The 9,387-nt window shown below is 44.4% G+C and carries 9 protein-coding genes; 6 read left to right on the top strand and 3 right to left on the bottom strand.

What is annotated here, in order from left to right:
• The 5 genes from ACXJY6_RS09985 to ACXJY6_RS09965 all read left to right on the top strand — a co-directional run.
• On the top strand, positions 1 to 1,134 hold a 1,134-nt coding region (locus ACXJY6_RS09985; protein ID WP_458768228.1), incomplete at its 5' end, for a hypothetical protein.
• Between the two features lie 43 nt (positions 1,135 to 1,177).
• Positions 1,178 to 2,536, top strand: coding sequence for an AmpG family muropeptide MFS transporter (locus ACXJY6_RS09980; RefSeq protein ID WP_458768227.1), 1,359 nt, complete (start codon positions 1,178 to 1,180; stop codon positions 2,534 to 2,536).
• Between the two features lie 30 nt (positions 2,537 to 2,566).
• Positions 2,567 to 3,451, top strand: coding sequence for a 2-dehydropantoate 2-reductase (panE, locus tag ACXJY6_RS09975; RefSeq protein ID WP_458768226.1), 885 nt, complete (start codon positions 2,567 to 2,569; stop codon positions 3,449 to 3,451).
• Positions 3,448 to 4,053, top strand: coding sequence for a DJ-1 family glyoxalase III (locus ACXJY6_RS09970; protein ID WP_456050680.1), 606 nt, complete (start codon positions 3,448 to 3,450; stop codon positions 4,051 to 4,053). Before panE ends, ACXJY6_RS09970 begins: the two co-directional genes overlap by 4 nt.
• A complete protein-coding gene (locus ACXJY6_RS09965) occupies positions 4,046 to 5,251 on the top strand; it encodes an aminotransferase class V-fold PLP-dependent enzyme (protein WP_458768225.1) in 1,206 nt (401 codons plus the stop codon). Before ACXJY6_RS09970 ends, ACXJY6_RS09965 begins: the two co-directional genes overlap by 8 nt.
• Positions 5,252 to 5,319: 68 nt before the next feature.
• Here ACXJY6_RS09965 and csdE read toward each other — a convergent pair whose 3' ends face one another.
• The 3 genes from csdE to mltA form a co-directional block, all read right to left on the bottom strand.
• On the bottom strand, positions 5,320 to 5,748 hold the full coding sequence (gene csdE / locus ACXJY6_RS09960) for a cysteine desulfurase sulfur acceptor subunit CsdE (protein ID WP_458768224.1): 429 nt from the start codon (positions 5,746 to 5,748) through the stop codon (positions 5,320 to 5,322).
• Between the two features lie 40 nt (positions 5,749 to 5,788).
• Positions 5,789 to 6,598, bottom strand: coding sequence for a tRNA cyclic N6-threonylcarbamoyladenosine(37) synthase TcdA (gene tcdA / locus ACXJY6_RS09955; protein WP_458768223.1), 810 nt, complete (start codon positions 6,596 to 6,598; stop codon positions 5,789 to 5,791).
• Between the two features lie 94 nt (positions 6,599 to 6,692).
• Entirely contained in the window at positions 6,693 to 7,841 is a 1,149-nt protein-coding gene (gene mltA, locus ACXJY6_RS09950; protein WP_458768222.1) for a murein transglycosylase A, read from the bottom strand.
• A gap of 195 nt (positions 7,842 to 8,036) precedes the next feature.
• On the opposite strand from mltA, the gene argA reads away from it, so the two are divergent.
• Positions 8,037 to 9,368: an amino-acid N-acetyltransferase gene (gene argA / locus ACXJY6_RS09945; RefSeq protein WP_458768221.1), complete on the top strand. Its 1,332-nt coding sequence runs from the start codon at positions 8,037 to 8,039 to the stop codon at positions 9,366 to 9,368.
• Positions 9,369 to 9,387 lie beyond the last annotated feature (19 nt).

The following is a 9,387-nucleotide window of genomic DNA, read 5'->3' as shown; positions in this document are numbered from 1 at the left end:
AAGGCCGCCGAAGAAGCAATAATGGCTGCCGAAGCAAAAGCTGCTGCCGAAGCAAAAGCTGCTGCCGAAGCAAAAGCCGCTGCTGAAGCACAAGCCGCTGCTGAAGCAAAAGCTGCCGCTGAAGCACAAGCCGCTGCCGAAGCAAAGGCCGCCGAAGAAGCAATAATGGCTGCCGAAGCAAAAGCTGCTGCCGAAGCAAAAGCTGCTGCCGAAGCAAAAGCTGCTGCCGAAGCAAAAGCTGCTGCCGAAGCAAAAGCCGCCGCTGAAGCACAAGCCGCTGCCGAAGCAAAAGCCGCTGCCGAAGCAAAAGCCGCTGCCGAAGCAAAAGCCGCTGCCGAAGCAAAAGCCGCTGCTGAAGAAAAAGCCGCCGCTGAAGCAAAAGCCGCTGCCGAAGCACAAGCTGCCGCTGAAGCACAAGCTGCCGCTGAAGCAAAAGCCGCCGCCGAAGCACAAGCTGCCGCTGAAGCACAAGCTGCCGCTGAAGCACAAGCCGCCGCTGAAGCACAAGCTGCAGCTGAAGCACAAGCCGCTGCCGAAGCACAAGCCGCCGCTGAAGCACAAGCCGCTGCTGAAGCACAAGCCGCTGCTGAAGCACAAGCCGCCGCTGAAGCACAAGCCGCTGAAGAAGCCCAATTTGCCGAAATAGTGAAAGCTGCTGAAGAAGAACAAGCTGCAGCTGAAGCACAAGCCGCTGCTGAAGCACAAGCCGCCGAAGCACAAGCCGCTGCTGAAGCACAAGCCGCCGAAGCACAAGCCGCTGCTGAAGCACAAGCTGCCGCTGAAGCACAAGCTGCCGCTGAAGCACAAGCCGCCGCTGAAGCACAAGCTGCCGCTGAAGCACAAGCAGCCGCTGAGGCACAAGCTGCTGCTGAAGCACAAGCCGCAGCTGAGGCACAAGCTGCCGCTGAGGCAAGGGCAAATCGAGTTTTGAGAGTGAAAAATATCGAATCGACAATTGCACCAAATATCAAAGCTCAAGTTGAAGATCCTGCAGTAACTCAGCAGAGAATTAATAAAGCAGAAATCGATCTATCAGAAATGACCGAAGAAGAAAGAGTTATGTACCAAGCGATTCAAGAAACGCTTGAGAAAAATGCGCAAGCTCTTGAAGCTCTGGGTAAGACTCATAGATAGTAGTCATACTTCCGAAAGGTAACGGATTTATTAAGGAATATAAATGGCAACGCCCAGTGATTCATGGAAAGAAACAATAAAAAGTTATGCTGATCGTCGATTAGCTTGGGTTTTTATGCTGGGCTGCTCAAGTGGTTTTCCGTGGGTGTTGATCGGTTCAAATATGTCAGGCTGGCTGACAGATGCCGGTCTAACCCGAGCGGCAATTGGGTATTTTGGTAGCGTCTTTTCCGTGTATGCGATCAATTTCCTTTGGGCACCATTAGTCGATCGAGTACAAATCCCGTTTCTAACCAAGCGTTTAGGGCAAAGAAGAAGTTGGGTTCTTTCTTGCCAATTGGTTATTTTTGTCGCCACCTTATGTATTGCGGGTATAAATCCTGAGATAAATTTGATGCTAACATCATTAATTGCATTAATGATTGCGATTGCATCAGCTACACAAGATATTGCTATCGACGCTTTTCGCATTGATTCATTCAAAAAAAGTGAAGCCTCTAAGCTACCTCAAGCTTCAGCAATGGCAGTAATTGGATGGTGGACTGGGTACTCACTTCCTGGATTTTTAGCCTTTACCAACGCAGACCAATATGGCTGGGATGGTGTTTACTACGGCATGGCTGGAGTGGTGGTACTTCTGATGATATTCACCCTATTCACCGGTGAACCTCAAACAGAACGTGAAGCACTGCAACAAGAAGCTGAAAAGCGTCATGGTAAAGTGGTTGGTTCTAGGTTCATAGCATGGATATCGGTAACCCTGCTCGAGCCTTTTTACGACTTCTTCCGTCGCAATGGCGTACAGGTCGCTGTGACTCTTCTATTATTCGTGTTCTTATTCAAAATAGGCGAAGCCTTTCTTGGAAGAATGTCGATTACATTTTACAAAGAAATTGGTTTCAGTAACGAACAAATTGGCTATTACTCCAAGCTCATCGGCTGGGGGGCTACCATGTTGTTTACCTTTGTCGGTAGCATGTTTAATGTTCGATTTGGTATCGTCAAAGGATTACTGATTGGCGGGATAGCGATGGCTGCCAGTAATTTAATGTTTGCTTGGATCGCTCACGTTGGACCTAACGAGCATATATTCCTTGCGACAATTATTGTCGACAACTTTACCACAGCGTTTTCAACGGTCGCATTTGTTTCATTCTTGACTCTATTAACTGGGCAAGCGTTTTCGGCGACTCAATATGCATTGCTGGCATCATTAGGAAACTTTGGCAGAACGACCCTAGCCTCCTTTAGTGGTGAACTTGCCGACATGCTTAATAATTGGTCTCTTTTCTTTATCTTAACCGCAGTAATGGTGATCCCTAGCTTGATAATGCTAGTGTCTTTAAGTGGCTACTTTACACGACTACTGGATAAAGCACGGGCTGAGCGCGCAGACCAATAATTAATTTGTGATCAGTTAAGTGAATAAAGCATGAATATTGTTATCGTTGGCCCAGGGGCGATTGGATCACTCTGGGCATTTCATCTTAGCCAAGCGGGTCACTCAGTATCGGTGTGGCTACGTCAACCTGAACCTCAATTCATCGTGCAATTGGATGATCATCCAAAACTGCCTTTACCACATAACAATCGAAACGACTTAGAAAACGCCGATCTTGTCTTGGTCACAACAAAAGTTTGGCAAGTTAAAAGTGCTTTATCCCCTATAATTCCTTACTTGTCTTCCGATACCATCATTCTGTTAATGCACAATGGAATGGGTGTTGTAGACGAGTTACAAACCGAACTTGCCACCTTCCCTTTTTTAATTGCGACAACAACACACGGAGCAAAAAAAGAAGGCACCAAGATCAATCACACCGGAATAGGAAGTACTCAAATCGGTGCTTTAAATGAAAAAGGGAAACAGTGCTCCTTTCTCGAAGAGGTTTTACAACACACTCTTCCAGATGTAACTTGGAACTCTGAAATCAATAATGCTCTTTGGCTCAAGCTAATTATTAACTGTGTTATCAACCCTTTAACGGCATTAGAACAATGTAAGAATGGCGCGTTAAACGATGATCGATTTACTCTAGTTATTGATAAACTGGTCAGAGAGCTAGTTTCTGTTGCTCAAGCTGAAGGCATCGACTTTGAGGTTGAAACGATAACAGCCCAAATTTATCAAGTCATTTCCTCGACTGCTGAAAACCGCTCTTCCATGCATCAAGATATCTATTATAAAAGAAAAACAGAGATCGACTTTATTACCGGATATTTGCTTAAATGTGCTGACAGGCATCAAATTTCGATTCCAGAAAACAGACACCTCTATCAACAAATTAAGCAGATTGAACCAAGGACATTATCATGAAAAAACGAATCTTAGTTCCCATCGCGACTGGTGTTGAAGAGATGGAAGCGATCACAATCATCGATATCTTAGTGCGAGCGGGATACGAGGTCATCGTTGCGAGTGCTAATGAAGATGGCTGTTTAACAATGAAAGCATCTCGCGGAGTGACATTAACCGCCGATTATCGCTTAATTGATGTGGCTGACGATGAGTTTGATGTCGTCGTTCTTCCCGGTGGAGTTCTTGGCGCAGAGAATTTCCGTGACAGTACATTACTTGTTGAAGTCGTGAAGCAACAGAAAAATGATGGCAAGCTTGTTGCCGCAATTTGTGCCTCACCTGCTGTCGTGCTTCAGCATCATGATATCTACCCTGAAGCACTGATGACGTGTCATCCAAGTTTTCAAGATCAAATACCAGAAACGCTATGGCGACAAAGACGTGTTACCTATGACATTATCCATAATCTTTTGACAAGCCAAGGGCCGGGCACCGCATTGGAATTTGCTATGGAGATTGTAATTTTGCTTTCCGGTAAAGAGCATGCATGGTCGATTGCCGAGCCTATGGTGACAATGCCAGCGTTGAATTATCAGCAAATGAGCAGTAAAAATGTTTGATATTTCAGCCATCCGCTCGCAGTTTCCAATACTCAATAATGCAGCATCACCTCTGGTGTATCTAGACAGTGCGGCAACCTCACAAAAGCCAGAATATGTCATTAATGCTTTAACCCGCTATTACCGCGAACAAAATGCCAATGTACATCGCGGTAACCATCAACTAACGGCAACGGCAACCACTGAGTTTGAACGAGCTCGTGGAGTTGTAGCCCAATTTATCAACTCTCCCAGCTCAGAGAACATTATTTGGACTCGAGGTTCAACAGAAGCAATTAACCTTATCGCGCATTCTTATGGTGCTTTATCCCTTCAACCACACGATATTATTTTGGTAGGCGAAGCCGAACATCATGCCAATATTGTTCCGTGGCAATTAATTGCAGAACAGACCCAAGCAATAGTAAAGAAAATCCCTGTCGACTCTAATGGTGAATTAATCTGGTCAGAATATGTCGATCTACTTTCCGATAAAGTGAAGATCGTTGCTCTGGCCCATGTCACGAATGTTACTGGATGTCGCCAACCGATTGAAGATGCCATTGAATTTGCTCACCGTTTTGGGGCGGCTGTCGTTGTTGATGGCGCTCAAGGAGTTGTCCATGAAGAAGTGGATGTAGTGAAACTCAATGCCGATTTCTATCTATTTTCTGGTCATAAACTGTTTTCACCTACGGGCATTGGCGCGCTTTATGGGAAAGCAAATCTACTCGAAGCTATGTCTCCCTGGCAAGGCGGCGGAAAGATGGTTGAAAGCGTTTCATTTGAAGAGACCCACTTTGCCCAAGCCCCAAGTAAATTTGAAGCAGGTACTCCCAATATAGCCGGAGCAATAGCACTTGCAAGCGCCATTGAGTGGTATCAGCAATGGCCTATCGACCAAATCGAACAGCACATAATCAAGTTGCAGCAATACGCCTATCAAAAGTTAATTGAGCTAGAAGGCGTAAAAGTGATTGGTTATCAGAAAAGTGCAAGCTTACTCAGCTTTGTGGTTGAAGATATTCACCATCAAGACATCGCTACTTTACTGGATCAGCAAGGCGTTGCCATTCGTTCTGGCCACCATTGTGCTCATCCATTAATGAAGGCGTTAGGACTAAATGGAACGGTTCGAGTCTCGTTTGCAATTTATAATACTCAAGAGGATGTTGAGCTGTTTATCCAAGCCTTAGAAAAAACTCTGTCTCTTCTTTAGTGTTCCAAGTCATCGTCCTGACTAGGGTTCAATGACTTTTTATGTCGATGGTTATGATGATAGCGAGTTTATTTGGATAGGTTTTTTATATGGCTGACAATCGCCTTTAAACCATTTCCACGAGAAGGGCTTAAATGACTAATGAGTCCTAATTGTTCAAAATAATTATCGATATCGAACTGTTCAATCTCTTGAGCGCTTTTATGATTTAGCGCTGCGAAAACAATGGCAATTAACCCCTTCACAATTCGCGCATCAGAGTCACCACTCAATAATATAACGCCATCGACCTGTTCTGCACACAACCAGACCTGACTTTCACATCCTGATACTAAGACAGTTTCCGACTTTAGATCTTCAGGCATCGGTTCCAACTGTTTACCCCAGATAATCACTTGGCGATAACGATCTTCCCAACTGTTAAATTGACTCATCGTACTGACAACCTGTGCGGCTGTAACCTCTACACCAAACTGTGAAGCTATAAATTGGGTCATTGCTCTATCTCTTACTACGACTATTTATTACAACTATGGACTACAAAGAATGTTTTTTAATCAGCTTATCAACCACTCGTGCTGCAGCGACAAAACCAAAGCTAGCCGTCACCATAGTTGCAGCGCCAAAACCTGTTGCGCAATCCATTTTTTTCGGTCCTTCTGCTGTGCCTTTAGCTGCACAAACAGAACCATCCGCTTGTGGGTATTTCAATTGTTCAGTCGAAAACACACATTCAATACCAAATTTTCGTGCTGGGTTGGTAGGAAAATTATGGTCTCGACGTAACCGATCTTTCAACTTCTTGGCGAGAGGATCTTGTATCGTTTTCGTCAAGTCGGCGACTTTAATTTGGGTAGGATCGATCTGTCCCCCGGCTCCACCAATGGTTATCACCTTAATCTTATTACTACGACAATAGGCTAACAAAGCCGCCTTAGCTTGAATGCTATCAATCGCATCGATAACGTAATCGAACTCTTTACTCAGATACCGATCTTGATTTTCAGCAGAGATAAAATCATCAATAATATTAACCTTACATTCAGGGTTAATTGCGTGAATTCTCTCCGCCATAACCTCGGCTTTGCTTTGCCCTACAGTTGTGGTCAATGCATGGATTTGACGATTAATATTAGTGACACACACATCATCCATATCAATCAAGGTAAATTGGCCAATACCCGTTCTTGCCAACGCTTCAGCAGCCCATGACCCAACGCCTCCAATTCCGATAACGCATATATGAGCAGCACGTAAGATTTCAACAGGTTGTTGCCCGTAAAGTCGTCTCGTGCCGCCAAATCGCTGGTCGTAATTGTCTGATGCTGGAGTATCAAGTTGACGCATAAAAGATCCAATTTAAGTAGGTTAATACTTTGCGTGAGCGCAGATAAACAAAGAGTGCGTTTTATACGCACTCTTGAATAAAAAGTCTAGCCAACTAGTCGAGTTTTTCTGGAGGAATAACCCAAGGTAACTGCGTTGCTGAGCCTTCGAGTCCAAGCTTCCATACTCGTCCAAAATGACGATAATGCCCTGCCTCAATTCCTGCTCTTGGTCCAATCCCATGATAAAGGTCAAGATGACCATCAGTCACCGCTCCACCAGTATCCAACACAATCAACAACCTGAGTTGATGAGCCCCACTCCAACTGCCATCGGCGTTTAATAGTGGAACTTCCGCTAGAATTGGAGTTCCCATTGGAAACAGACGTTTATCTCCTGCCACCGAGGCCATCGGCAACAAAGGAACCCCTGCAGAGCCGGTAACTGGCGCAGCATCTTTCGGCTCAAAAAATACATATGACGTATTTTGCTCAAGCAGTTCTCGTACTGTGGCTTCATCTTGCTCTAGCACCCACTCCTTGATCGCCTTAAGAGACATTTTCTCTCTCGGTACTTGGTCGCGTTCAATTAGGATTTTGCCAATACTGACGTATGGATGGTCATTTTTACCTGCGTATGCAAAATACTCTAAGGTATCATCTTCAAAATGCACAAATCCACTACCTTGAACTTCCATAATAAAAGGATCTATCTGATTTGCCGCATAGCCAAGTTCAAGCCCTAACCCATTCAATGCACCTTGATTGATTTGAGCTCGAGTTGGACACTCCTCGATACATTCAGGCTTGGCGTACACAGGATAGCGAAAAATATCATCCGCTTGGTGTCGCAGCTCAATCACAGGAGAGAAATATCCGGTAAAAAGAACATTTCCTTTCGTATCCGCACCACCAAGTTGAGCTGATTGAATACCAAATTGACTTAATTGTTTAGGGTCGCCACTTGCCATAACCCATTGATTAAGTTGCTCATACAAAGGTTGAAACGTCTCTTCATAACGTGGTGATTGCTCAATAACAAGCTCACTTTGTTTGCTAAATTCACTATAATCGCGCGGAACATTTGATTCGATAGAGTTGCGTTGGTTTAACCCCGACTCCATTGTGCCATCTAAATATTGCTGAGCGCGCTCCGTAGGTTGAGTACAAGCAGCAAGTAATACGGTCATCGCGACGAGAGAAATGGCCTTCTTCACAGTTAATTCCAAGTTAGCGTTATAATGAATTGAGCATCTCAAACTCATCGTCAAAGCGCAATCGTTTGTCGGTCAAATCGAGGTGAGATTTGAATATTTCAAATACCCCGCTAAAGAACGGTTATATTTCATCCGGTACTATTATGGAATAGGGTTTTCTTTGTAAGAAAATGAAAAAATCACTTGTCTAAAAGTGAATAAAAAGTCATCATTTGGACATAATTAAACAGATGAGTTTCTATTGTGAAAATTCGTAGTACTGCTCTTGTTAAAGGCTTTCGCCAATCAGCCCCTTATGTCAATGCTCATCGCGGTAAAACCATGGTGATTATGTTAGGCGGTGAGGCTATTGCCGACAAAAACTTTGGGAATATCATTAGTGATATCGCACTTCTGCATAGCTTAGGTGTCAAGCTCGTGCTGGTTTATGGCGCTCGTCCGCAAATAAATGACATTCTTGCAGAGAATCAAATCGAAACGCCATATCACAAAGGTATCCGAGTTACACACGAAAAAGCACTACCGCTGGTTATGCAAGCAGCAGGGCAACTTCAGTTAGCGATCACAGCTCGTTTATCACTCAGTTTAAACAATACCCCAATGGCGGGAACGGAACTCAATGTTGCGAGTGGAAACTATGTTATCTCTCAGCCTTTAGGCGTTGAGGATGGTCTTGATTATTGCCACAGTGGTAAAATTAGACGTATCGATATTGATGGCATCAACCGCTCTCTTGAACATGGTTCAATCGTACTGCTTGGTCCTGTCGCCAGTTCAGTCACAGGTGAGTGTTTTAACTTGTTGGCTGAGGAAGTAGCGACTCAAGTGGCTATAAGACTAAAAGCGGAAAAGCTGATTGGTTTTTGCTCTGACCAAGGACTGATTGACGAAGATGGCAACTCCATTCCCGAGGTTTTTCCGTCTGATATTGAAGGCATCCTAAAAGAACTAGCAGCCGATACAGAGAATCCTGTCAGCATGGAAAAGATACGCTTCCTGCGCTCCTCTCTTACCGCCTGTCTTGCCGGTGTACCTCGTAGTCATTTGATTAGCTACATAGAAGATGGTGCTCTTATTCAAGAACTATTCTCTTTTGATGGGATCGGAACTCAAGTTGGAGTGGCAAGCTCTGAACAAGTTAAACAAGCCAGCATTGATGATATCGGTGGTGTTTTTGAACTTATCCGTCCTTTAGAGGAATCAGGTATTCTGGTAAGACGATCGCGTGAACAGCTTGAACAAGAGATTCACCGTTTCACCATTATCGAAAAAGACAGCCTGTTGATTGGTTGCGCGGCATTATATCCTTATCCTGAAGAAAAAATGGCTGAAATGGCCTGTGTGGCAATTCACCCCGAATACAGAGATGGGAATCGCGGCTTAATTTTACTGAAACACATGAAGCAAATCGCGAGACGTCAGGGTATTGAAAACCTTTTCGTGTTAACCACCCACAGTGTGCACTGGTTCCGAGAGCAAGGCTTTATAGAGGTTGGCGTTGAAGCACTGCCTATGGCAAAACAGAGCTTATATAATTATCAACGTCGCTCTAAAATTTTAACCCTAGCGTTGTAAATTTTTCGAAGTAGTATTT

It is taken from the genome of Vibrio phycocola, assembly GCF_054404255.1.
This window is presented reverse-complemented; position numbering and strand designations above follow the sequence as displayed.

What these genes read in the sequence shown, in the direction of transcription:
- ACXJY6_RS09980 (WP_458768227.1), top strand. Translation starts at nt 1,178, where the DNA reads ATGGCAACGCCCAGTGATTCATGGAAAGAAACAATAAAAAGTTATGCT.
- panE (WP_458768226.1), top strand. Translation starts at nt 2,567, where the DNA reads ATGAATATTGTTATCGTTGGCCCAGGGGCGATTGGATCACTCTGGGCA.
- ACXJY6_RS09970 (WP_456050680.1), top strand. Translation starts at nt 3,448, where the DNA reads ATGAAAAAACGAATCTTAGTTCCCATCGCGACTGGTGTTGAAGAGATG.
- ACXJY6_RS09965 (WP_458768225.1), top strand. Translation starts at nt 4,046, where the DNA reads ATGTTTGATATTTCAGCCATCCGCTCGCAGTTTCCAATACTCAATAAT.
- csdE (WP_458768224.1), bottom strand. Translation starts at nt 5,748, where the DNA reads ATGACCCAATTTATAGCTTCACAGTTTGGTGTAGAGGTTACAGCCGCA.
- tcdA (WP_458768223.1), bottom strand. Translation starts at nt 6,598, where the DNA reads ATGCGTCAACTTGATACTCCAGCATCAGACAATTACGACCAGCGATTT.
- mltA (WP_458768222.1), bottom strand. Translation starts at nt 7,841, where the DNA reads ATGAGTTTGAGATGCTCAATTCATTATAACGCTAACTTGGAATTAACT.